Origin of the sequence: Paenibacillus sp. FSL R7-0189 (genome assembly GCF_037969925.1) — a bacterium.
GTDB classification, from domain to species: domain Bacteria; phylum Bacillota; class Bacilli; order Paenibacillales; family Paenibacillaceae; genus Paenibacillus_AQ; species Paenibacillus_AQ odorifer.
This window is the reverse complement of sequence record NZ_CP150223.1, coordinates 3590075-3614204: the sequence shown is the minus strand read 5'-3', so window position 1 is coordinate 3614204 and position 24130 is coordinate 3590075. Positions and strand designations below refer to the sequence as shown.

Genomic DNA, 24130 nt, shown 5'->3' with positions numbered 1-24130 from the left:
GAATGGATGTCCCCAATACTGCATGCACTCGAGCATGAGAAGGCCAAGCTCTCTCAAATGGAACGAAAGCTGGCTGAACGAATTCTCTCCTCACCAGGCGAAATCGTTCATATGGGCATTACAGAATTAGCAGAACAATGCGGAATAAGCCCGGCAACGATCACACGTTTCTGTAAGGTGCTTCATTTTAAAGGCTTCCCCGACTTCAAGGTGAAGCTGGCAGCAGAAATTGCTCATAGTGATGCCGCGCCGCAGGATGGTGGCTCTTCTTATCAAGATATTGTAGCAGGCAACCCACTCTCCGTGATTGTGGAAGCGATGCAGACGAACCATCTGACCTCCATCAGGGACACTACTTCCCTGTTAGATCTGGAGCGACTGCAGGCAGCAGTTAATTTATTGTGCCAAGCACGCCGCGTTGATCTATACGGGATGGCGACCTCTTCCATTGTTGCTCAGGATTTCTATCAGAAGCTGATCCGCATAGGCGTAAATTGCACTGCTTTTGCTGATTCCCATATGCAGATTACCTCTGCTTCATCACTCTCCGAAGGTGATGTCGTGTTCGCAGTATCCTATTCGGGAGAGACTCCCGAGACCATTGATGCCTTGATGTGTGCGAAGGCTAGCGGAGCAAGCACTATCGCACTAACCTCTTATGGCAGCAGCACCTTGGCTACTCTGGCGGATATCCCCCTATTCTCCTCATCTTTGGAGAAAGGTATGCGCCGGGGAGACATGGCCTCACGCATAGCTCAGCTTCACATCATTGATATTTTGTTCACTGGAATGGTCAGCACCCGTTTTGGGGATTTTATTCCTAGACTGGAGCAATCTTATCTCAATGTCCAACAATACCGAAACAAACGAGGAGGACAATCCTAATGAATATTCTAAAGTTCCATAGTGATGAAGATTTCGTACAAACGGGTGCGAATCTTATCGCCAGCCTACTGCAAAGCAATCCTAAAGCCGTGCTCGGTCTTGCGACCGGAAGCTCCCCAGTTGGTGTTTATGCCAAATTGGTTGAAATGCACCAAAAAGGACTTGTGAGTTTCTCTAAAGCAACTTCCTTTAATCTGGATGAGTATATCGGCTTGCCTGTCGACCATCCACAGAGCTATCGCAGTTTCATGAACGAGCAATTATTTAACCATATAGATATTGATCCAGGACAGACACATATCCCTAACGGAAACGCAGCGGATATGGAAGCAGAATGCCTTGCATACGATAAAATGCTGGAAGAAAACGGACCCGTTGACTTGCAGATTCTCGGTATTGGCAGCAACGGCCACATTGGATTCAACGAACCCGATGCTAACCTCAGCAGCAAAACCCATGTCGTTGACCTGCTTGATGATACCCGGGAAGCGAATGCCAGATTCTTCGACAGTTTGGACGAGGTACCTCGGCAAGCGATCACAATGGGCATTGGAGGCATCCTAAAAGCACGCCAAATCCTCTTATTAGTTCGTGGTGCCGGCAAAGCTGAAGCCATCCGCAATGCTGTTGAAGGCCCGATTACAACCCAATGCCCTGCATCCCTGCTGCAGAGCCATCCAAATGTAATCGTTCTCGTAGATGAAGGAGCAGGCAAATGGCTGAAATAAATAAAGAACTAGAACAGTTGCTGTTCGGTAAGGTACTGACTCCCCAAGGTTTAATTGAGCATGGTGTGATTGCCGTATCTGGAGAGCAGATCCACTATGCTGGCGATGCGGCTTGGCTCCCAGAGCGTTACGCTCATTGGCCTGCCAGTGGTCAAGCAACGGATCTTCTGATCCCCGGATTTGTAGATGTACATGTTCATGGTGGAGCTGGCCACGACTTTATGTACAGTGATACTGAATCGCTGAATGCCATCACTAAGTTCCATAGTTCCCAAGGAACAACAACAATGCTGGCTACAACCATGACCGCTTCCAAGTCTGCTATTGACCAAGTATTCTCCGAAGTCAGCGCTTATCGTGCTGCTGAAATGCCTTACACACAAATTGCAGGCATGCATCTGGAAGGACCCTTCATCAGCCCGAAATGGTCCGGCGCACAAAATCCAGAGCATATTGTTCCTGCCAATATTGAGTGGCTAGCACAATGGGAGAACGATTATCCAGGAATGATCCGGCAAGTCACGCTTGCTCCGGAACGTGAAGGTGCCCTCGAAGCTATTCTCTGGCTGCGCAAGCACGGTATAACTGCAGCGCTCGGGCATACGGATGCTTCCTTTGAAGAGGTTATTGCCGCAGCAGATGCTGGACTTAACCAAGCTGTGCATATGTTCAATGCGATGACACCCCTACATCACCGTAAACCTGGAGCGGCTGGCGCTATTTTGTTCGATAAACGCATTCGCGCAGAGATTATAGCCGACGGGATTCATGTTCATCCCGCAGCCATTTCTATATTGACCCGTCTCAAGAAAGAGAACAATTTATTACTGATTACTGATGCCATGTCTGCAACTGGACTTAGTGATGGTGAATATACAATTGGTGATTTACCTGTACTCGTTCAAGATGGCATCGCCACCCTTAAAGATAATCCTGCTGCTCTAGCTGGAAGCACACTAACGATGATTCGCGGCTTCCGTTATCTGATCCAAGAGGTAGGACTCAGCTTGGAAGAAGCCTCCCGTGCTGCAAGCCTTACGCCAGCGGCGTCCATTGGAATGGAGCGTAGCATTGGTTCCTTGGAGGCTGGAAAACGCGGCGATATCCTGCGCCTTGATGCTGAATTTAATATTTGCGGCGTATGGATCGGCGGACGTCCAATCACCACTTCATAAAATTAGCTCCAAACAAAAAAGCAACAATTCTCTCCAGATGGTGAGATTGTTGCTTTTTTATTTAGATCACAAAAATCATTAATAATTACGTGTTGGGAAAATTCGTTCAACCATGGTACGGAATTCATCCACAAATCCTTTTATCGGATGACCAGCACGAGCCTCTTCAGCATAAACATTAGCGCGTTCCACGAAGTCAGGATTTGCTGATACGTATACATCCTTAATTCTCGCATCATGTTTTTTAACTTCTGCAGCAATTTTATCTTTAATTGCTTTGGTAACTGTTTCTGTTTCTCTTGTATTTATGGTGTTATTTGTGTTATTTGAGTTATTCGTGCTATTGGTGTTGTACATATGCGTCGAATTACTTCTGTAATTCGTATCATGGGTACTAGGAGTGGTACTGCGCATGCCCATGCCCATTCCAGTTCCCATACCTTTTCCCATCCCCATATCTACATCATGTTTCGAGCCATCGCTGTTCAGCAGAGGACCATTATTATAAGTATGGTTTCTTGTCGTACCTGTTCCCATAGTACCTGTACCTGTACCCAACATACCCGCTCCCAAATTACCCATACCATTGATTCCATTTCTGGTTGCCGGTCCAGTACTTGTTGTACCAGGAACTGTATTTACAGTACCTCTTAAGGCTCCGTTCATACCATTTGTTACGGCTCCAGTATCATTCATTCCATCACGGCCAATTTTCACTCTTCCTGTACCAGACATTACGCCAGTCGGTCCATAATTGTGAGGAGTGGTTGAAGATTTTGCCCGATACGATGGAGTCCCTTTGGCACGCAGGCCAGCAGTTGCATCATTTAAAGTTACTGCTACATACGCGCTTTTACCTGCAAGCATTACATTCGCTGAACGGACTTCAGGCATAGCAGCAATCCGGTCTGCAAGCTCCTGACTAACTTCCATCTTAGTGATGTTATGCGTGCCACCGCGTACGGAATTTACACCAATACGCCCATCATTTACTCCCCGGACACTATTGGTTTGCACATTAGATTTTTCTGCCGTATTGGTTCCACACCCTGTAATACTCACCAAGCCGAGAAGCAATGCAGCTGAGACTGACATACTGATCTTGGATCGCAACATGAATTCATCCTCCATCTCTAATGTTGTATGTGTGCAGTGTACGATCGTTAGGATGACCTTCTGAAGAACAAGCTATCCTGAAAGGATTTGGAACTATGCCACTTTGACCGTCACCCGCGAGTGCAGATCGGCGTATCTTATAAACAGTAAGCCATATCTCAACAAGTCGGTATTGCTCCGCAAAAGTCAGGAGGCTTGTGCATGAAAGTTCTATTTACGTTTTATGTACCGAGTGGCGGGGTGGAGACATTAAATAAGCTGCGATGTGAAAGTCTCCAGCGAAGTGGGATCGAATGCCATGTTTTATATCTAATGCCGGGTTCAGGCCAGAATACGACCAATTTTCCGGTATTTGTCTCATCTTCAGATGAAGAAATTAAAAATTTGCTGGATACCCATAATTACGATGCTATTATTGTTACATCAGATTATTTATTACTGAAACGTCTGCGTGAACTCGGTTACCGCGGTATTATGATATACGAATCTCAAGGCCTTGGAAAACGCAGTCATGCGGAAACTCTGATCAGAGATGCTGTCCCTTATTTACGTTCTTATTGTAATGCGGTACTAATCCCGCCAACCGATCATTTGTTGGAGCTGTTTATTGAAATCTGTCCCTGGCTGCATCGTTATGTAATTCCGAATATTGTTGATGTCCAGTCCTTTCAGCATATCCCTGCTGAACCTCCGGCTAATCCGGTTATCGCTTGGGTAGGCCGGCTAGAGAGCAATAAAAATTGGCGGGAATACTTGAGAATCGCCCATGAAATTCGCCTTTATAAACCAGATCTTCATTTGTGGATGTTCCATGATCCTAATTTAGCCGCAGAGGATCAAAAACAATCCTTTCAGGAGGAGCTACACGCCTTAGGGCTGAATGATCGTCTAAGTACTTTTACCAATATTCCTAATCATGTAATGCCGATTTATTATTCCTCGATAGCCAATTCTGGTGGATTCCTGTTAGCCACCTCCATTACAGAAGGATTTGGATATGCTGTTGCCGAAGCGATTTGCTGCACTTGTCCAGTACTTAGTACAGATTCCGATGGTGTTAGATCCTTTATTGTTCATAATGTCACGGGTAAATTTTACCCGCTTGGCAATATTCCAACTGCCGTCAACGAAGGACTGGAGCTTATGAACAATATTCCTCTGCGAGAGGGTCTCCGCCAGCAAGGAAGAGGATATATGGTCTCACGCTTCGGAACCGAGAAGTATGCGCAGTCTTTTCGTGAAATGATGAATTCATATGCCATCTTCTAACCGAAATCAAGCAAAAAAACCTTCAAGCCACTTCTCAAGTGGTACTGAAGGTTTTTTATATTTTAAGGACATATTACTAAGAGTTCCTCGCTACGATCTCAAACAGTGCATTCTGAAACAATTGTGTGCTTTTTTCCCAAGTGAAATGCTGTGAATCCTGCTCCCCCTTACGAGCCAGCCGCTGGCGTAAATCCGGGTCTTTAATTAAGGTTATGATATCATCCGCGAGCCGATTCTCAAACCGGTAGGACATTAAGCAGTTGTGGCCATGCCTGCCATATTCCATATTCCCACCGGAGTAAACAGTAACGAGTGCTGCTCCACAACGCATAGCCTCGATGCCTGGTAGCGATCCCGTATCATACGTACTTGAGCTTACAAAAATATCACTCTCACTATAATGGTAACAAAGTTCAGTATCATTTGCAGGAGTCCTTATATGATATCTTTCATCCATTAATAAAGTTTGCAGTGTAGTCGACTCAGCAAATTCACCAGGAGGAATAATCAAATAAAGTTCAACTTCTGGATGAAGTCTTCTGACCCGATTTAACTGTTCAAGCAAATAATCTTGTTCACGATGACCTGAGAATCCTCCCTCCGGCTTTCGCATAACCGCGGAAACTACAAGCTTATTTTCAGGTTCACGAATGTTCAGGTTTCTAAAAACAGGATTCACACCAATGGGCACGATTGTCCCCTTAATGCCATGATTCATCTGGACGATTTCTTGCTGCCAGCGGGAAAGTACGAGCAGATTGCTGGTTAAACTATAAGATGCAAAAGAACGGCTATTGTCAGGTAAAAAAGTGGGCTCGTAGCAAAGTGCTAAGCGAATATGAATCCCTTTCCCCTCATTACTTGCCTGCTGCGATACCTCGACTGTGGTATAAAAGTTGGAGACAATCACGTCCCCCACTGGAAAATCGCTGGCCGACAAATCATCATCTGCCGCATAACGCAATTCACAATTTATCTCGTATTCAACGACACCATCGCTGGGCAAGAGGATCGTAATTTCATGACCGATCTCTGACAGACGATTAGCCAGTTCTGCCAGCATCCGTTGTGCTCCGCCCCTAGATAGAGTTAGAACAGGAAATATTAATTTCATTCCCCTCTCTCCTTTAGCAGCAGATGCGATAGAACCCCGTGATGTTTTGCTTGTACCAGTTCTATCTCTCTTTTCTGCGCCTCACTATGAATCACTGAGCCCATCTCTTGATGCACTCGATAATCAAGCTGCGGATGCTCAATATAAGACCAGCTAAAATGCGGTAAAATACGCAGCCATAAATCATAATCTTGAGTATATAACAACATTTCATCGAACGTTCCTACAGCACGAAATATATCCATATGAAGAAGAACTGTACTCCCATTCACCGGACAACCCAACATCATAGTCTCAATAAAATGGGCCCTGCTGCTAAAAAGCATACTTACCGTATCTGAGATCCGTTCTCCCTGCTCATTTATATAATAATAGGCTGTATAGTTAAACAAAGTGCCCGTACTTTTGAGCTTTTCTATTTGGTTTTTGATTTTATCCGGGTGAAATTGATCATCTGCACTGAGCCAGGCAAAATACGTTCCGGTAGCCACTTCTATCCCTTTGTTCAAAGCAGAGGCCGTCCCGCCATTATCCTTTTGTATATAAATGATCCTGTCACGGAAGGGAGTCAACTTCTCCAGCCATAGGGTAGAACCGTCGTCGACTACAATGAGTTCTATATTCGGATAGCTTTGATTCAAGACACTTTGGATGGCGAGATCCACATACGAACAGTTATAAAATGGGATGATCACCGATACTTTAGGTTCTTCACTCATACGCGCTCACCTCCTTCACCCGGAGCTCAACTTTTTATACTGTTTTACAAGCAAGCAAGGCATCTACTGGTGCATGGTCTTCACCGAACGCTTCTCGAAACGATGGGTTTTGGGCATGATGGAAGCCTTTCAGTACCGTTACCTCATACCCCAGTGCAATAAAATCCTCCGGCTCCCATCCGCTCCGGTGCTTTTGATAATGCTCCCCCTGCAAATGATAATGATCCATACCCTCCTGTGGAAAAAAGCCCCGAGGGGTAAATACAACTACTCGGTTATTGGCGATTCTTTCGGCCATCCCGAGCAGTGTCTTCGCTTCATTTTTATTAAAGTGCTCTATTGAATCAATAAAGGTAACCGCTGAAAATGTTTTGGGGAGGAACAATTTATCCATATGACTGGCATCTGCATGTACCGGAATAATATGAGGTGACTTATATTGACGATGCAGCAGGTACGGCCTGTGAATTTCTAATCCAAGCACTACTGCGGCTTCATATCGTTCAAGCAGGGTACCGGTGCCGCTGCCGATATCCAGAATACTCTCGCAGAATTTCAACTGTTCCAGTAAGACTGGCAGAAAGTCATTCACTTCAATTTCCCGGTACATTACCTTCAGCCCCCCATAGAAGAAATCAAGTGCTGCAGCGAATTCTTGTAGCGGGCATTGGTCGCAGCTGCCTCTGCCATAATTACATCAAAATATTTGATCGTTCCCATGCCATCATGAGTCCGGTAAGCTGTAAGTGATTGATTCAACATCACAGGTGGATATCCGTTCAGAATGGCGCGGAACCATAAGTCATAATCATGTGTGTAAGGAAGTGATTCATCAAAAAGCCCTATGGCTCCAAACACCTCTCGTTTAAACATCACCGTACAGCCATTAATAGGATTACCGTGTAAAAAACAACGTAAGTAATCCAGGTGACTAGGAAACAATGGCGCAGCATTCAGCTGAACCAGCTGCGATTGAGCGTTAATATAATTAAAGTTGGTATAGGAGATTAACAAGTGGTTCTGCTCCATGAACAGAACCTGATTGTTGATCTTATCCCGATAAAATAAATCGTCTGAACTAAGCCAGACCACATAGTCCCCTGTTGCATTCAAAATGCCGTGATTCAGTGCGGAGGCGGTTCCCCCGTTGCCTTTGCCCAAATAATGAATTCGGGAGAGATACGGTGTAATTAGATTGCTATGAGCGTGCGAGCCGTCATCGACAATAATGATCTCGTAAGGTTCCCAAGACTGGGAGAGCGCACTTTGCAGGGCGTGTTCAATATAAGGACAATTATAAAAAGGAATCACTACCGAAACCTTCGGTCTCATAACAACCTCCCCTCCCCGTTAACTCGGTAATAATTCAAAATATCCATTAACGATTGGCTAAGCCCAATCTCCGGACGCCAGCCCAGTGAAGACACATCAGCCTCAGGGGTTGATGCTTCTGAATGAACCTTCTTATCGGCTGTGGCTGCGATCTCTGAAATAGCCCGTTCAGCATCTGCAGGTCCCCAGTCCATTGGCACTGGTCCTACAGAATGACTGAGCAGCTGCTCCGCGATCTCCCCGAGTTCCCGCTGCTTCCCCGAATCGATGCGATAGATGGTTCCATTTGTACCTTTACGCAAAATGTAGTCATAAGCTCTAACGGCATCTCTAACATCTAAAAAATCACGCAGCGCATAACGAGAAGAGAGCTTAAATGGAGGTATTTCCTCATCTGGCTGGACTTCACTTCGAACAATGTGCTGTGCTAATAAAGAGCAGAAACCGGTGGAAGGACCGGGACCAATCAGATTACACGGCTCAGCCAGCAGAACCGGCTGTTTAAATAAGGTGCCCCAAGCGAGGGACACCAGCTCTTCTATTGTTTTGCTAAGGCTATACGGGTGTGGTGGCCCAGCCACCACACCCGGTTTGAACTTAAGTCTGGAGCCTGCCACTAGAATCCGACTGCTCGGCAAGCTTCGCATTGCCTCTAGTAAATATAAGGTGGCCATCACATTGGTCTCCATATAAAGCAAGGGATTAAGCCATGACTCGGGTACGGAGTTCTTCCCAGCCAAATGAAGGACAGCGTCCGGCGCAGTTTGCTTGATCATCTCAGCTACTGCTTTCCGGTCACTTAAATCACAAACATATATCTTTACTCCTTCTGGAAAAAGAGTGGAGGCAGCTGTCGATTGCGGCCGCAATACAGCGATAACCTCAGCCCCTCCTGCCGAAAATAATCGAACCGCATGTTGCCCGGTGAATCCACCGGCTCCGGTAATCAGAAGTCTTTGCCCTGTCATAAATACATCTCTGACTGTTTCATCCAGTCAGCCAGTTCCTGCAGCATTAAAGGATATGAAGGCAGCGGCAAGAGGAAATCCGCTCTTGTATTCACTAGTGTACGATCCTGAATATGTTCATCCTCAGGGATGATCTCCACATTTTCTTTATGAAAAGCCGCCTGAATATGCTGAAGCAGCTCATATTTACTTACTGGCTCTGGATGCGCTAAATGGATCAGCCCCGATACGGAGGAATCCAGCATTACATCCACTGCTTTGGCTAATTGGAGCGTTGTGACCCCGTTCCACATCACCCGCCGGTATCCTGAAACTTTACCACTCTGCGCCAGGAACCAATCCATCAGACCAATACCGCCTGAGCGGATTTCGGGGCCAATAATGGAAGTGCGAATCGTAAGATGCCCGGGTTTTTGCACCTCACCGAGGCTTTTCGAAATTGCATATACAGAGGTTCCATCAGGAGCATCCTCTTCGGTGTACCCTCCGCGTGTTCCTTCGAACACGCAGTCGGTACTGATATGGATGAGCCTTGCCTGAACATCCTCCGCCTTTCGCCACAAGTGATGAGGGAGAAAGCCATTCACGTGGTAAGCCCCAATTTTGTCACGCTCCGCGAATTGATTGAGAACCCCCATTGCATTGATAATGCAATGAGGGGAAACGATATCGACCAGCTTCTCAACTCCGGCTATATCGTTCGCATCTACATACAGCCCGCCAAGATCGCTCTTATCCCGGGTTGTATGGAAGACGTGATGCTTGCCCTGGCGGCGAAAATAATCCGCCAGCATATGCCCCGCCATACCGTTTCCACCTAGGATAAGCAGCTTCATTGCAGGAACCCTCCCCGGATCAAGATGCTTTTGATCTCTTCCCGATCCATCAGATTCGTCTCTGAACTGAAGCTATTGAAAGAGACATGAGGATAAGCGCTATAATGTGCCTTTAATTCCGGCATGTTCAGCGTAGGGAGAATTACTAGATACTGTTCATCGTAGACAACGGTAGTTAAGCTTTCGAAATCGCTCATCAGAATCTCGTGGATTTTCTCCCCCGGACGAATCCCGGTCTCGACAATACTCACATTGGACTCTCCGGAAGCTTCAATCAGCACCTCAGCAAGATCTATAATTCGGCAGGTAGGCATAGTCATGACGAAGATTTCTCCACCCAAGCTAACCTCAGAAGCTTTAAATAATAATGTAATAGCATCGCGTAGGGTAAAAAAGAAGCGGGTCATTTTCATATCCGTAATGCGTACCTGACCCTTATCCTTAATCTGCTTCATGAACAAATGCACGACGCTGCCGTTCGTTCCGAGCACATTACCTCCGCGTACAGTAACGAACCGGGTGTTTGAGCCAATCAGATTGGCATAAACGAACAATTTTTCCCCGATCGCTTTGGTCATTCCATAGAAGTTGGATGGGTTCGCAGCCTTATCGGTAGAGATGTAAATTGCTTTTTCAACGCCATTTACAATGGCAGCTTCGATCACATTTTGAGTTCCCACTACATTGGTTTTGAGTGCTTCATAAGGCTGATCTTCACAGACTGGAACATGTTTGAGCGCCGCCAGATGAAAGATGTAATCAACGCCACGGCAGGCTGCAATCAGCGCATCCTTGTCACGGATATCGCCAATGATAAAGCTGAGACGTTGATCTTCAAACTCCCGGCTCATCGCCACTTGAGCGGATTCACTGCGGGAGAATACGATGATTTCCTTAGGATTTTGTGGCAGAAGTTGCCTAATCAGTTCATGCCCCCAGGAACCAGTTCCGCCTGTGACCACAATCCTTTTATTATTGAACATGCAGGTTCCCTCCAAGCAAGAATTTAACTACCTTGACCGAAACATCCGGAGTCATGTATCCTTCCGGTGCCTCCCAATCCCGATTGAGCGCCGTCATCAGCTTGACGCTGCGCAGAATACTTTTCTGATCTACACCTGAGACTACATTGCTGCCACAATCCACTGTTTCTGGACGTTCCGTCGTTCTGCGAATCGTAACTGTTGGCACTTTCATCAAGCAGCATTCCTCCTGTACAGTCCCGCTGTCGGTGATGGCACATAAGGCGTGCTGTTCCAAATAGACAAAATCAAAAAATCCGAAAGGTTCATGAAATTCAACTAGTGGGTTCATTGGAAGGGAAAATTGCTCGGTAAGTTTGGAGCGAGTGCGAGGATGAATGCTGCATATTAAACGAATTCCAAAATGCTCAGCCACTGCGTTAAGACCCGACATAATTTGTACAAGGGACTCTGGATCGTCTACATTCTCAGCACGGTGGGCCGTGACTAGAAAATACTGTCCTGAGGTAAGCTTCAGCTGCTCCAGAATGTCGCTAGTTTGGATTTTGTGCTCAAAATGGGTCATGACCTCATGGATCGGATTTCCCGTTAACACGATACGCCTGCTGGGGAAACCTTCGCTGATTAGATGTCTTTTGCTCTGCTGCGTATAAGGCATATTAATGGTCGAAACGGCGTCGATGACACGGCGGTTTTTCTCTTCTGGTACTTGGAGGTCATAGCAACGGTTGCCCGCTTCCATATGCACCACCGGAATTCCCATACGTTCAGCCAAAATCGCGCATAACGCGCTGTTCGTATCGCCCAGAAGCAAGACACGATCTGGCTGTTCTTTTAGTAAAATGCTTTCTAACCCTCCGAACATGGCGGCAAGCTGACCGCCTAGTCCTGCTTGTTTATCCTGCAGCACATAATCCGGTGCCCGCAGTCCCAGCTCAGTAAAGAAAATGCCGCTGAGACTGGCGGTGAAGTTCTGGCCTGTATGCACCAGGATGTGCCGCTCAGCATGTTCGTCGAGAAGCGGAATGATTACACTGAGGCGAATGATTTCAGGCCTCGTGCCTAAAATCGTCATGATCTTCATGAGTTCACTCCCCTGCCTGTTTAATTATGGTCTGACTTGGCTCAGTCAGCGGACTGTGCTCTGTGGTTGCTGGATTGAGCTCTTTTTGCGGGAAATGTACCGTTCATTTGGCTCAGATTGCTGGATTGAGCTCATTTTGCGGGAAATGTACCGTTCATTTAGCTCAAGTTGCTGGATTGAGCTCATTTTGCGGGATTTTTACCGTTCATTTGGCTCAGGTTGCTGGATTGTGCTCATTTTGCGGGATTTTTACCGCTCATTGCACTCAGGTTGCTGGATTGTGCTCATTTTGCGGGATTTTTACCGTACATTTGGCTCAGGTTGCTGGATTGAGCTCTTTTTGCGGGACTTATACCGTTCATTGCGCTCAAGTTGCTGGATTGAGCTCATTTTGCGGGATTTATACCGCTCATTGCATTCAGATTGCTGGATTGAGCTCATTTTGCGGGATTTTTACCGTTCATTTGGCTCAGGTTGCTGGATTGAGCTCATTTAGCGGGAATTATACCGTTCATTGCGCTCTGGTTGCTGGATTGAGCTCATTTAGCGGGAATTATACCGTTCATTTGGCTCAGGTTGCTGGATTGAGCTCTTTTTGCGGGATTTTTACCGTTCATTTTGCTCTGGTTGCTGGATTGAGCTCATTTTGCGGGATTTTTACCGCTCATTGCGCTCAAGTTGCTGGATTGAGCTCATTTTGCGGGACTTATACCGTTCATTGCGCTCTGGTTGCTGGATTGAGCTCTTTTAGCGGGAAATGTACCGTTCATTTGGCTCAAGTTGCTGGATTGAGCTCAATGAAGAGCATTTTTATCTCTCTTTGTACTCAGCTTGCCACTTCGCTGCAATCGAGGCATTTACGCCGCGCGCCGCCGTCCACCGCGGCGGGCCCGGCGGCGCTTGCCCCCGGCGGTGCTGCGCCGCCGGGCAGAACCTTTACGCCGCTTGCGAGCAACGCGGCGCAAAACCAACGGGCGCCCGCTTCGCCGGCGCGTCCGGGCTTTGCCGCGCCGCTTGCGGGCGACGCGGCTCGGCAGGCCCTTGCTTCGCGGCGGCAAAGCCGGCGACGCTGCGGGTAAGTCAGGCTGGACAGCGGGTGGTTCCACCACCACCACGCTGTCAGCCTCGCGCACCGCGGGTGCGCTGCAATAGCGGAGGTTCCACATCTCCGCAAGACCCTGCAGGCGGCTCCGATAAGCCGCCGGACCATAGACGGCGTCGACGCGCTCCCGCGCTTGACTGCCTATAGTTAACGCCATTCCTGGCTGCGCCAGCATGACGTTGACTCTTTCTGCCAGCGCGGAAATGTCCGATGCTGGCACGAGATTTTCGCCACAGCCCGCTGCGTGCAGAATTTCTCGCAAGCCCCCAGAGTCGTAAGCGACCACGGGCTTTCCAAAAGCCATTCCTTCCAGAGCAGTCATGCCGAAGCCTTCGCGGATCAGACTAGGAACCACTAGCACATCCATGGCGCAATAGGCAGATGGAAGACATTCAGCATAACCAACAAATTTAAACCGGGTGTACAGTCCCTCAAGCTTCACCTTGCGGACACAGCGCTCATAATAGCTTTTATCGCCAGCTGACCCAATGACAACAAATTTCGAGGTTGGATGAACCGCGTGCACAAGCACAGCCATTTTCACAAAATGTTCTAGACCTTTTTCCTTGTTGATAAAAGAAGAAATATAGCCGATCAGCTGTTCATGCGGTTTAACCCGCAATTCCCGCCGCCGTTCGCTCCGAAGCTTACTCCAAGCCTCAATCATCATCTCTTTATCATTCCAAGAGGGAGGCAGCTGGATCACTTTTTCCGCTCTCACGTCCTCTGGAAAGCAAGCTGCAGCTGTTTGTGAAATAGCTAGTATCTCATCACTATTCCGATGAATCAGCCCTACACTAATAGGTGTATATTCATTGTCTGTTATCGTCTCTGATATTTTCCATATCACCGGAATGCCCAGTGACTTTGCAGCCATTGCTGGCAGAGCATGCACACAGGTACTTGTAATAACAAACGCCGGGCGCAGGGAATTCAGCCAGTCTGTTAATTCGTGATACTCCCTGCTTTCCTGGAATTTCCGAGCATCTGCCTCCAACCCTGCATAAGGAGTGTACATTCCATATAAAAGAGGAATCGAAAGCAACTGTACACTTATTCCACAGCTTCGAGCCTGAGAAGTCAGCTTGCCGTCCTGAGGCGCAACGAGAATACAATTAAAGTACGGAGAAAGCTCCTGAGCGAAAAACAACAATAGCTTCTCCGCTCCCGTAATACTGCGTGTATTGGATACATGTGAAAAGAGGACGATTGTAGCTTTGTCAGCCATGGCGTTTCGGCGCTCCCTAACGAGGGGCCTGGAGCAGCCATTCACCTCCTTAAAAAATTTACAAACTTTGCGCTAAGTTCTATCCTTCGCAGTAAAACTCTCTTTGAAAATGGTCGCTCCTGTGACTCGCAACATCGCTTCCGCTTAGCTCTAGAATCTCGTCAGTCAATTTCACTTCGCTCCCGAGCTTCGCCCCTTCACTTCCACTCTGCTCTCGAATCTAGCCAGTCGCTTCCGCTCCGCTATACAAGCCCGCTCCAGACGTTGCTTCTTTTCATCAGGCCACAGGCATAAGCTGAGGTTCGGTTCTACAGTATATCGAGGAAAAACAGATGCCGGCACGACACCTGTCCCCTGGTAAGCGCACATTTCCGTTCCATTTCCGGGCATATGACCTAGCCATAAATTACTGTTAACAGCTGGTGTATACGTTTGGTGTAGGTGTGATCTTTAAGCGTCCGTTCAAAAGCGCGCAGGGCAATCGCACGGCGTTCTTCCTCATGAGTCAGGTAAAAACGGATTTTATCCATCATTTCTTGAGGGCTTGCAAAAGTCTCAATTTCTTCGCCAGGTTTGTAGAAAGATCCCATATCATCTCTGGCATCTACTAATTGCAGCGTACCCGTAGCCGCGATTTCAAAAGTACGCGGATTAGGAGATACCGCCGGAATCGAAAGCGTATTGTTGTTCACTACTTCATCAATGTGCGAGCGGTGGAGGTTAATGACGATTTTGGATCCGCTGTAAGCTACCGCTGTTTCCTGTGGTGACATCCACTTACCAATCTCAATTCGATCTCCATAGAGTGCCGCCTCAGGCAGACGGTCCCACCAGATGCCGTTAATCACCGTGTTATAGTTCATCAAATCCGGAAGAATCTCACGGAAGAAATTAACCCGGTTCCAATAGGCAGAGCCAATAAAACTAACTTCGCGATTCAATGGTGAACGTGTTGTAGTTGGACGGTAATGCTCGCGGTGAGCGGCAAAAGGAAGATAATGAACTTCAGGGCAGCCAAGTCCCTTATAAAAATCAATACAATTACGCTCAAGCGTGAACACAAAATCGTAATGCGCCACAATTTTAACTGTAAAATCAGTGTAATAAGGATCATCTGTAAGCCAAATGGCTGTCTTAATCCCGCTAGCCCGAAGAACGGAGATCTGCTCAAGCGGTAAATCCATACCATCCAGCACAAGTACCAGATCCGGTCTTTGAGCGGCGGCTAACTCCACTAAGTTTTGACGCACATCTGTTATCGTGACTTGTGTGGTTAATTTTTGCAGCGCGTAGAGGACTGCATCGTCTAATGGAGAGTAGGGATATCCTTTACCAGAAGCCACATACATTACATGAATATTCCGTACAGGAAATACTTCTTCTGGCCGACCATCTAAAATCGCAAGCCGTCCCCGTAAATATCCCTCATCATATCCGCCCTTAAAACCACTCAGACGACCACGAAGCTTTTCTTCCTCTGGAGGTGTCAGTGGTAGCGGTGGTGCAGGCATAATAAATTCATTGTTGTTTATCATCATCCTCGCTCCTTTATCCCGTTATAGATTTCATACACTTGAAGCAATCACATTCAGCAAATGAGGCAAACGCGCAGTGAATGTATGGTTCCGCATGGTTGTCTGTAGTCCCCGTAAAGCGTAAATTCGGCGCTCTTTTTCATGCTTCAGATAGTACTCAATCTTCTCCTGCAATTCCTTAGCAGAGCCAAAAGTATCCAAGTCATAACCTGGCCGATAATAATTGCCCAGATCCTCACGAACATCCGTAAGCTGCATAGTACCGCAGGCACTGATCTCATAAGTACGTGGGTTGATAGAGCGTGATGGTAAACGGAAGCTATTCCGGTTATCCTGCCCCTCCTCCCACGGACGGTGAATATTAATGACTAGCTTTGCACCACTGTAATAGTTCGCAGTTTCCTCAGGTGGGATAAAGCCATTGCTAATAAAAGGGGCAAGCTGGTCATAAGTCGCAAGCCGTTCCCAGAAGCCGCCAGCGATCAGCACCTTCTTATCCTTTAAATAGGGGGCAAGTTCATCAAACAGCGCTGTCCGATTATGAAATGCATTGCCAATAAACACAATGTCGTACTTATACTGCGGTGCCGTACGGCGCGGATAGAACATCTTTGGATTGACGCAAAGCGGTAAATAATGAACGGATGGAACTCCAAAGGATTGATAAAACTCCACACAACCGAGCTCATGCGTAAAGACGTGATCATAATGCCGGCAAATCACTGAAGTATCCTCTGTAAAATAAGGATCATCCACAAACCAGATCGCAGTCCGAATGCCCAGCTTTCTGATTTCTGTAATCTGTTCTAAATGATTTTCCGGAAAAACATGCAGTCCATTCATAACCAGCACTGCCCCGGGCATCTCCCGAGCTGCGGTCTCCAGCATAGTTTCTGGAGTGCTTATCACAAGCTCACTTACAAGCTGCTGAAGCGCCTCAATTACCCCAGTATCGATTGCATGGAACCCTTGAGGAACATACATTAGCTTAAATGGCCGACAGGCTTCGACCTCTACAGTACTCCGACGCTGCACAGCCTCACACATGCCAAGACGATATCCTTCGTGATAACCGTCGCGATAATCTCGCGGACGCTTGTGTTTTCTCCTTTTCGCTTTCACGGCCTTCACCCTGCCCCGTTGTATTCTCAAGACAGTATAACTATATGCGGAGTCAGCACTCGCCTCATGGACATCTGTCATTACTAGAACTAAATTGGCAGATGTACCCTGTCTTTTGCCCGGCTTGCCCGAACCCCGTCAGATTTCATCCACTCGCTGGATGCTGTTATACTATAAAGGTCTAGCTAGAGGCACTAAACTTGTCATCTCTGTCCAATCTGTCCGAAGATGATTACTTTTTGAAATTCACAAGGGGGGAACTATGAATAACACCACGTTGTATTTGCGACACGCGGAGCTGCTGCGTGATCTGGTGCCATCCTTTCAAACCTATCCTTTTCATCTGCCTGCTGTTCGAACGCTGGATCGCCTGACTTTTCAAAAACCAGTGACCTTTCTTGTTGGAGAGAACGGCACGGGCAAATCAACCTTGTTAGAGGGAATTGCTGCTGCTTGGGGCTTTAACCCTGAGGGTGGAACGCTAAACTTTTCTTTTAACACTCGTTCCTCGCATTCGAATCTTTATGAGTATTTTAGAATTGCTAGAGGGGTTAGACGGCCGAAGGATGGCTTTTTTCTACGTGCGGAGAGTTACTATAATGTGGCTTCTTATATTGATGAGTTGGATGAACAACCCGGTGGCCCACCGATCAAAGACTCCTACGGAGGCAAATCTCTGCATGAGCAATCCCACGGAGAGTCTTTTTTAGCTACATTCGTTCACCGTTTCGGCGGCCGCGGTCTTTATATCCTCGACGAGCCTGAAGCAGCGCTTTCCCCCTTACGTCAAATGTCTCTGCTGGTGCGTATGCATGAGCTGGTCGGGCAGGATTCACAGTTCATTATCGCAACGCATTCCCCCATTCTGATGTCCTATCCCGGTGCTGAAATTTTTCTCTTGGAGGGAGAGGGAATACGATCCGTTGCCTTAGAGGAAACTGAACATTATACCGTGACCAAAGCGTTTATGAACGATCGTCAAGGGATGCTGCGTGAGTTATTTGAAGATGAACAAGCATAACCGCCTTCGACGTCCCTATAAGGACGGTAAGCGTTTAAGCGAGAAATATAAGGATATTTACAACATGGAACATATAAATTCTTATATTTTTGGCTATGTTTGATATTTGACCATAAGAAAACCGCCTTCGTTGAAAAGGCGGTTTATTGCTAGCTATCGTGTCCCGTTAGCGCAACGACTTACTCTGTTGAATTTCGTGTTCCTCAACATAAAGCGGCATCAGAGAAGGCGGATCGTACCTTATCGCGGCCTTTAAACGACAAAATGGTGCCGATAGCCATAGCCCCATAGCCGCAACGAAATAATAAGCCTAATCCGACAGTGCCCGCATGATGTTGGATTTCGCCTCTGCCGCAATTGCTTCATTCCCGTCATCGACCGCTTGCATTAAGATCAGTATGGGGATGTATACCGCGATTAGCCGCGCCAGCAGCTTCGTTTCCTCGTCCGCTCCTCCGTACGTTTCGAAAAACACGCCGCGAGCGTAAGGTGGTAAAAAGCTATAAGCAACGCTCAAATCGCAAGCCGGATGGCCTACGCTCAGATCGCCCCAATCAATGATGCCGGAAACGATCCCGTTCTCATTCACAAGCATATTTTTGAAATGAAGATCGCCATGTAGCAGTGCATTCACCGCCTCGACACGGTCCTTTTGCAGCCCGCTAATATACGCTTCGATCACACCGGACTCCTCCGGCGACAAGTGTTCAACCACCTTCGATAGAAAGCCCGCCAATTTCACTTTGCGCGATGCTATGTCCGTCAAGTTTCGATGATCTTGCTGAACTCCGCACTTCAGCGCCGCCTGCACCGGAAACTCATGCAATCTCCGCAAAAATTTCGCCAGCGTCTCTGCCGATAAAGCCCGGCGTTCTTCCGTCAAACCGATTGGGAAATCTCCTAGCACGTAGGCATAGCCAAGAAATGGTGCCGGGTATTCGTCACTTGCTTCGCCATAAAACAACGGTTTCGGATAGGGGATGGTTATATATGCCTCCAGCTTTGGCAGCAGCTTCCCTTCCATACGAATCGAGCCAACTGCAATCGTTCTTCTTGGAAACCGGAACACGTACTCGTCACCGATGAGAAAAACCGTATTGTCCCAGCCCCAGCCCAATCGCTTCACTTGCTTCGATGACAGCTGAGGGAATTGTCTGCCGATCAGCGTCCGCGCCTGCTCTTCGTTAACCTCCCACTCCGCATCCCATACATTCGTTCCTCCCATGAATTGTCTGCCTCCTCGTTCCTTACGTTATTTAGATGTTTACATTCCCTAAAAGTTACGCATAACTGCCCGTTAGCTTAACAAGAATAAGCAGAAAGCCGAAGTTTGGTGTTCGTGTCGGTCACAGTAAACAGGCACGATTTGACCAACATATTTTTCTTATTCGATGCGGTATTTTCATATTCCTTGCTGTCTAAGTAACGAAACCACGCCAAGTAATTCTGCAAATACTTTGTTGCAACACCATTGAAGCGATCCATCCATTTCTTCAAGCGGCTGTGGTAGCTGTTTACGTTTTGGATATGGTACACGCCTTTCACACGTTGTTTTCCGTCGGTCTTGAATCGGTAATGAGTCATGCCTTTTGAATTCGCATAGGAGCTAAATGCCCTCCATGAATCAGTGCATAACACGTTTGAGTCAGATAGATGACCACCAATCGCTTCGTCTAATTTTGTAATCCGAATACGTCCACGCCCAAGTACGCCAGAGTAAGTCATTTTCTGACGGTCACGGGCAACCAGCACGCACACTTGATCGTGGCTTATACCACGATATTTCGCTTTGCCGCCACGTTTACGTGGCTTGCGTTCGGTAATATTCCGCTTGCCCTTTTCCGAGTAAAGAAAGTAGGTCTCGTCCATTTCAACAATATCTTGAAATGCTTCGGTTGGAATCTGCTTCAGAGCGGAAAGAATCTTATGCCGCCAGTAAAACAAGGTGACATGCGTGACTTCATCGTTTAACTGCTCTGCACATTTTCTCAGAGAAAAGCCCTCAATCATGCATTCGATAAACCGAACCCACATATGAGGTCGCCTCATTCGTTGCAGAGGGGTGTTCGTAAGGTCATTGAATGTTTGGCGACAGGACTTACAACGGTAACGTTGACGTTTAACCTCTCCAGTGCGTGTTCTTACAGCCTACTTTCCAAATCGAACAACAGAATGGTTTTTGCAATGCGGGCAAACAAGTCCATCTTTATGCTTCTGCTCTTGAATTTCATCAATCGCTCGAACTGGAAGTGCCACTCCCTTGGTTCGGGACTGCAAAAAGTAGATAAGTTCTCGCTTACCATTATCGTCCAACGTATCAGCAAGCTTTTTCAGTTCCTTTAAATCCATAGGCAAATCATCTCCGAACAGTTATATCGCCCTTATTATAGAACACTTGTTCGTAATTATGAAATATCAACAACAAAGTTTAACATAGCCATATTTTAAAAAAAACAGCAGGTCTCCAAATCGGAAACTTGCTGTTTGCTTTGTGTTATTTTGTGTTTGATAGGTTCTTGAAATTAGCGTCTCGCAATCCCCGTCAGCTTGTGAACAATCCATCCAAACATGACTACAACCATCATATCGAAGCACACATTAAACAAGAATAAATGCTTACCGATGTCAGCCCTTCCGTCCCCAAGAATCGGAACCAAGAAGGAGAAAATCCCTATTAGCCCTAGCAGCATCAGCAGCTCGCCGGCAACTTTGCCACGAATATCCCTGCTGCGGAAATACTGGAACAAAGCTCCCGCAAAATACACCAGATAGAATATGGAGAGAAATCCGAGCGTGTGCGGAATATGTTTGTTTTTGAATTGGCTCCATGCACTGTAAGTATAGGATAATGCACCTGCTGGTTTATTCTCGCTTTTCTCATAGTTTCCTAGATAATACGGGCGAATCGCCATGCTGTTACTCGCAGCATATTTCATATTATCTATCAACCGGTCCGGATGCTTCAGATAGAAGAACAATACATCTTTATGAGATACACGGTCATAGAAGTCCGGAACCAGCGAAGGATCATCCTGCTTAATCACTGTATCGGTCTGAAAATAATTTGTACCCGCCAGTACCTCCAGCCGCTCCGGCAATCCGAGATCCTGCAAGTCTCCCTTCACATCCGGCGATTCGTTTAAAATCCCAAAAAACACCGTTTGATACAGATTAATATGCTTCAGATCTTTTGGCGCTGCCACATACAAAACGATGGATACAAGAAAGATGGCAATCGAAAAACGTAAAGCCAGCTTCCTCCATTTGCCCTCTCCGTCAAGCATCATAAACCGCAAGAAAATCAGAGCAAAGGCAATCCCAATCGGTGCATTCTGGATTTTGGAGGTGACCAGAAACAGAATCGCGATAAAAAACAAAGTTAAGCCTTTAGTGGTTGGCTTCTCTTGGCTAGTTAATCTTAATCCTAATGCAAATGTCAGCAACATAAACACCATCGACACCGGTTCTCCAAACAAGGAGTTGAAATAGGCCACATACCCGATATCATAAAATACAAATAAGATAGCTGCACCCAGCAGCAGTCCTGTAACATAAGAGCCACGAGCATTATACTTCACCAGCAGCCAAGTTGCCGCCAGTAAAAGAAGCCCATAAACTGCACCCAGCAAACGGACATCAAAAAAGCTGCCATGGATGAGCCCGCCGATCAACCTCGGCACAAGCACTATAAAAATCTGTGAGGAAGGATAAAAGCCCCTAAACAAATCCTCATACGCAAAACGAGAATGGCTAAAGCTGAAAAACTGATCGGCATACGATGCAGCAGTATCGTAGTAGTTCAGACCGATGGTATTCATCATACGCAGAAAATCTCCATTATCGGCAACACCAATAAATGGCCCTACGAATAGCAAATAAATAATGATACCGCAGCCGGCAAGGCCTACGAGATACTCCGGTTTCCAGAACTTTTTCATGATTCCCCCTATCTCTGTGGTAACAGCTTCACATATTCGTCGGACAAATTCATTAGCTTCAAAATATAATCATAATCAGTCTGATATTTTGTAAAATCCGATACTGGCTTAAGCGTATCCAGCGACACAGCTTCACCATCAGCAAAATCTTTACCAGGCACATAGAGAATATCATCATTAAAAAAAGAACCGGAAGGTAAATAATACCGCATCCCTAACACATTACGATCAATGTTCAAGAGATCATGGCCAAATGCTGTATAACCTTCTTCCTTTAAAGAAACCCCCAATAGGTTAGCTATTGTAGGAAGAATATCCAACTGTCCACCTGTTCGCTCTACTACCTTCCCTTGCTCCATTCCTGGTACATGTACAATCAATGGAATATTAAAGCGACTGATCCGGGAATCGTATGGAATCCCCAGTGCACTTTCCACTTGCTCCGGTGGAACATCCTGCGGCTGCAAGCCAAAATGATCGCCATACATCACCAGCACAGTGTTATCCCACATTCCGTTTTTCTTCAAACCCTCTATTAAAGTTCCAATGGCATAATCAGTATAGTTAATAGCAGTCAAATAATCGCCAAGCATCGTGTTTTTTAACTCATCAGGCACTGAGATCTTCTTAAAAGAGTCCGGAATTTGGAAGGGATGATGGCTGGACGCCGTCACCATTTGTGCGTAGAAAGGAGTTCCTTTCTTCTGCAATTCTGCCATTTTCTCGACACCCGTAATATAAAGCTGTTCATCGGAAGCACCAAACGCATTAAAATGATCATTAGTAAAATAATCTTTGTCATAATAACCGTTAAAGCCAAGCGCTGGATATAGCTCGTTCCGATTCCAAAAGCCTACTTGATTCACGTGAAAGGTGTACGCCTCATATCCTTTATCTCTCAGCAGACGTGGTAGGCTCGGCAGTTCTCTGTCCCCGAATCCAGTGGACATTGCCAACGTCCCGATTGGATAAATCGACGTGTTGCTCATAAATTCAGCGTCAGAAGTATTGCCCGGACCAATCTGCTGGTAGACATGGGGGAAGTAAAATCCCTCATCTGCCAACTTGTTCAACACTGGAGTCAGCTCTTGACCCTTCAGGGATTGATGCAACGGGAAGTTTTGAAAAGCTTCCATTTGAATGACAATTACATTTTTGCCCTTTTGCGAGCCGAAATACTCAGGTGCTGTGCCCGCGGCTTTACTACTATAAGGATAGGAAGCTTGCAGCTCATCAATCTTTGCGATTGTATCCTTAATATCTCCGGTTCCAATGAGATTGTTATCTTCCTTGACCTTGATTGCGGCAACGACCTCATAATTCAGGAATCCGGCACTTTCTGCCTGCACAAGTTCATTTGTAATTCCCCGCGCAGAATTGACAGAATTGGCCGAAAAAGCAAAACCTCCAAGAATAGCCACCAGAATCACCATCATATGTGCCAATCGTGTGTTCCGGGAGCTGAATCGCTCACGCTCATGCGGATAGGCTTTTCCATGCTTCCATCTGCGGATCAAGACATAGATCACCATGATCACAAGATCAGCGAAAAATAAATAATCAATAGTCTGTATCGTTGATTCTACGCTTGCCTTCACTTGAAATACCTGATTCAGTTCATATAAAGCCAGATACGTCGGAACAGAACCAAAGTGATTGAAATATACACTGGCTGCGAACAGCAGCAGCGATAATATCCCGTTAAATGTCCAATAGACGGCTGTTCTCACCCGCGAAGGAGTAATGACCGTCAGAATCCCCATGATGAAGAGGACTGGAGCAACATCTGCTGCAATCCACTCCCAAGCAATTCTATCAAAGAACAGCACTCTCAGCAGGAGCAGCTTCAACCATAGCAGCAGGACAACAATATAGAACTGAGCTCGATTCGGCCCGTGCTTTTTCACGTTTTAATCCCCTCTTACCTTTTCATTTGTTCTGATTATGAAATCTATTCATCTTTTCTGTAAAATAT

Annotated in this window: 21 protein-coding genes and 1 pseudogene; 5 read left to right on the top strand and 17 right to left on the bottom strand. The window is 46.6% G+C overall.

Annotation, left to right across the window (positions count from 1 at the left end):
- Positions 1-6 precede the first annotated feature (6 nt).
- From MKY63_RS15720 to nagA, 3 genes are read left to right on the top strand one after another with little or no spacing between them, the layout of a single operon-like run.
- Positions 7-885: a MurR/RpiR family transcriptional regulator gene (locus MKY63_RS15720; protein ID WP_036679688.1), complete on the top strand. Its 879-nt coding sequence runs from the start codon at positions 7-9 to the stop codon at positions 883-885.
- On the top strand, positions 885-1613 hold the full coding sequence (gene nagB / locus MKY63_RS15715) for a glucosamine-6-phosphate deaminase (protein ID WP_036679689.1): 729 nt from the start codon (positions 885-887) through the stop codon (positions 1611-1613). The genes MKY63_RS15720 and nagB overlap by 1 nt, the downstream gene beginning before the upstream one ends.
- Positions 1601-2788: an N-acetylglucosamine-6-phosphate deacetylase gene (nagA, locus tag MKY63_RS15710; RefSeq protein WP_036679691.1), complete on the top strand. Its 1188-nt coding sequence runs from the start codon at positions 1601-1603 to the stop codon at positions 2786-2788. Before nagB ends, nagA begins: the two co-directional genes overlap by 13 nt.
- 78 nt (positions 2789-2866) lie before the next feature.
- Here the strand turns inward: nagA and MKY63_RS15705 are convergent, their stop codons facing one another.
- Positions 2867-3904: a YhcN/YlaJ family sporulation lipoprotein gene (locus MKY63_RS15705; RefSeq protein ID WP_051491082.1), complete on the bottom strand. Its 1038-nt coding sequence runs from the start codon at positions 3902-3904 to the stop codon at positions 2867-2869.
- Positions 3905-4105: 201 nt separating this feature from the next.
- Between MKY63_RS15705 and MKY63_RS15700 the strand changes: the two genes are divergently transcribed.
- Entirely contained in the window at positions 4106-5173 is a 1068-nt protein-coding gene (locus tag MKY63_RS15700; RefSeq protein ID WP_036679693.1) for a glycosyltransferase family 4 protein, read from the top strand.
- A 76-nt stretch (positions 5174-5249) separates the two neighbouring features.
- Here the strand turns inward: MKY63_RS15700 and MKY63_RS15695 are convergent, their stop codons facing one another.
- From MKY63_RS15695 to MKY63_RS15640, 12 genes are all read right to left on the bottom strand, one after another.
- Complete coding sequence (locus tag MKY63_RS15695) at positions 5250-6287, bottom strand: glycosyltransferase family 4 protein (RefSeq protein WP_036679694.1); 1038 nt, start codon at positions 6285-6287, stop codon at positions 5250-5252.
- Positions 6284-7006, bottom strand: a complete 723-nt coding sequence (locus MKY63_RS15690) for a glycosyltransferase (RefSeq protein ID WP_036679696.1) — start codon at positions 7004-7006, stop codon at positions 6284-6286. Before MKY63_RS15690 ends, MKY63_RS15695 begins: the two co-directional genes overlap by 4 nt.
- Before the next feature lie 34 nt (positions 7007-7040).
- Positions 7041-7616 (bottom strand): class I SAM-dependent methyltransferase, encoded by a 576-nt coding sequence (locus MKY63_RS15685; RefSeq protein WP_036679697.1) that lies wholly within the window; start codon positions 7614-7616, stop codon positions 7041-7043.
- Between the two features lie 5 nt (positions 7617-7621).
- Entirely contained in the window at positions 7622-8338 is a 717-nt protein-coding gene (locus tag MKY63_RS15680; protein ID WP_036679699.1) for a glycosyltransferase, read from the bottom strand.
- A complete protein-coding gene (locus MKY63_RS15675) occupies positions 8335-9306 on the bottom strand; it encodes an NAD-dependent epimerase/dehydratase family protein (RefSeq protein ID WP_036679701.1) in 972 nt (323 codons plus the stop codon). Before MKY63_RS15675 ends, MKY63_RS15680 begins: the two co-directional genes overlap by 4 nt.
- Positions 9303-10142, bottom strand: coding sequence for an SDR family oxidoreductase (locus MKY63_RS15670; RefSeq protein ID WP_036679702.1), 840 nt, complete (start codon positions 10140-10142; stop codon positions 9303-9305). The genes MKY63_RS15675 and MKY63_RS15670 overlap by 4 nt, the downstream gene beginning before the upstream one ends.
- Positions 10139-11125 carry a polysaccharide biosynthesis protein gene (locus MKY63_RS15665; RefSeq protein WP_036679704.1) on the bottom strand — a complete coding sequence of 329 codons (987 nt, stop codon included), beginning with the start codon at positions 11123-11125 and terminating at the stop codon, positions 10139-10141. Before MKY63_RS15665 ends, MKY63_RS15670 begins: the two co-directional genes overlap by 4 nt.
- The gene (gene wecB, locus MKY63_RS15660) at positions 11115-12209 is read right to left on the bottom strand and encodes a UDP-N-acetylglucosamine 2-epimerase (non-hydrolyzing) (RefSeq protein ID WP_036679706.1); all 1095 of its coding nucleotides are present in this window, start codon (positions 12207-12209) and stop codon (positions 11115-11117) included. Before wecB ends, MKY63_RS15665 begins: the two co-directional genes overlap by 11 nt.
- Before the next feature lie 857 nt (positions 12210-13066).
- A complete protein-coding gene (locus MKY63_RS15655; protein WP_076098585.1) occupies positions 13067-14539 on the bottom strand; it encodes a glycosyltransferase in 1473 nt (490 codons plus the stop codon).
- A 171-nt stretch (positions 14540-14710) separates the two neighbouring features.
- Positions 14711-14881: a hypothetical protein gene (locus tag MKY63_RS15650; RefSeq protein WP_178420205.1), complete on the bottom strand. Its 171-nt coding sequence runs from the start codon at positions 14879-14881 to the stop codon at positions 14711-14713.
- A 53-nt stretch (positions 14882-14934) separates the two neighbouring features.
- Positions 14935-16050 (bottom strand): glycosyltransferase, encoded by a 1116-nt coding sequence (locus MKY63_RS15645; RefSeq protein WP_076187192.1) that lies wholly within the window; start codon positions 16048-16050, stop codon positions 14935-14937.
- Between the two features lie 54 nt (positions 16051-16104).
- Positions 16105-17205 carry a DUF3880 domain-containing protein gene (locus MKY63_RS15640; RefSeq protein WP_076098583.1) on the bottom strand — a complete coding sequence of 367 codons (1101 nt, stop codon included), beginning with the start codon at positions 17203-17205 and terminating at the stop codon, positions 16105-16107.
- A 253-nt stretch (positions 17206-17458) separates the two neighbouring features.
- Here MKY63_RS15640 and MKY63_RS15635 point away from each other — a divergent pair, with 253 nt between their 5' ends.
- A complete protein-coding gene (locus MKY63_RS15635) occupies positions 17459-18217 on the top strand; it encodes an AAA family ATPase (protein ID WP_038573143.1) in 759 nt (252 codons plus the stop codon).
- 310 nt (positions 18218-18527) lie between these two features.
- Here MKY63_RS15635 and MKY63_RS15630 read toward each other — a convergent pair whose 3' ends face one another.
- The 4 genes and pseudogenes from MKY63_RS15630 to MKY63_RS15615 form a co-directional block, all read right to left on the bottom strand.
- Positions 18528-19442 (bottom strand): phosphotransferase, encoded by a 915-nt coding sequence (locus tag MKY63_RS15630; protein ID WP_339809270.1) that lies wholly within the window; start codon positions 19440-19442, stop codon positions 18528-18530.
- Positions 19443-19519: 77 nt separating this feature from the next.
- Positions 19520-20452: pseudogene (locus tag MKY63_RS15625) on the bottom strand (IS1595 family transposase); the annotation flags it as partial.
- A 287-nt stretch (positions 20453-20739) separates the two neighbouring features.
- Positions 20740-22155, bottom strand: a complete 1416-nt coding sequence (locus MKY63_RS15620; protein ID WP_076100930.1) for a hypothetical protein — start codon at positions 22153-22155, stop codon at positions 20740-20742.
- An 8-nt stretch (positions 22156-22163) separates the two neighbouring features.
- Positions 22164-24062, bottom strand: a complete 1899-nt coding sequence (locus MKY63_RS15615; protein ID WP_076100932.1) for an LTA synthase family protein — start codon at positions 24060-24062, stop codon at positions 22164-22166.
- Between the last annotated feature and the right edge of the window lie 68 nt (positions 24063-24130).